General features: G+C 56.5%; 1 pseudogene. It reads right to left on the bottom strand.

The annotated features are described in order from the left end of the window. Window positions 1-248, bottom strand: a pseudogene (locus HBA93_RS22575) (acetyl-CoA C-acyltransferase); the annotation flags it as partial.

Here is a 248-nt window from a genome sequence, read left to right as displayed (position 1 = left end):
AGGCTTCATTAATCTCCCACAGATCAATATCATCCATGGTCAGACCGTGATGCTTCAGCAGTTGCGGTATAGCCAGTGCAGGGCCGATGCCCATTTCTTCCGGCGCACAGCCGATTGTCTGCATGCCGCGAAAAATTCCCAGCGGCGACAGCCCCCGCGCGGCAGCAGCTTGCGCCGACATCAGCACACAGGCCGATGCCCCATCGGATAATTGCGACGAATTACCGGCTGTAATTGTGGAATCCTCA

The sequence above is a fragment of the Ochrobactrum sp. SFR4 genome (assembly GCF_019730395.1).
Classification (GTDB): domain Bacteria; phylum Pseudomonadota; class Alphaproteobacteria; order Rhizobiales; family Rhizobiaceae; genus Pseudochrobactrum.
Note: the sequence above shows the minus strand (reverse complement) of the source record. Positions and strands in the feature narration are given on the sequence as shown.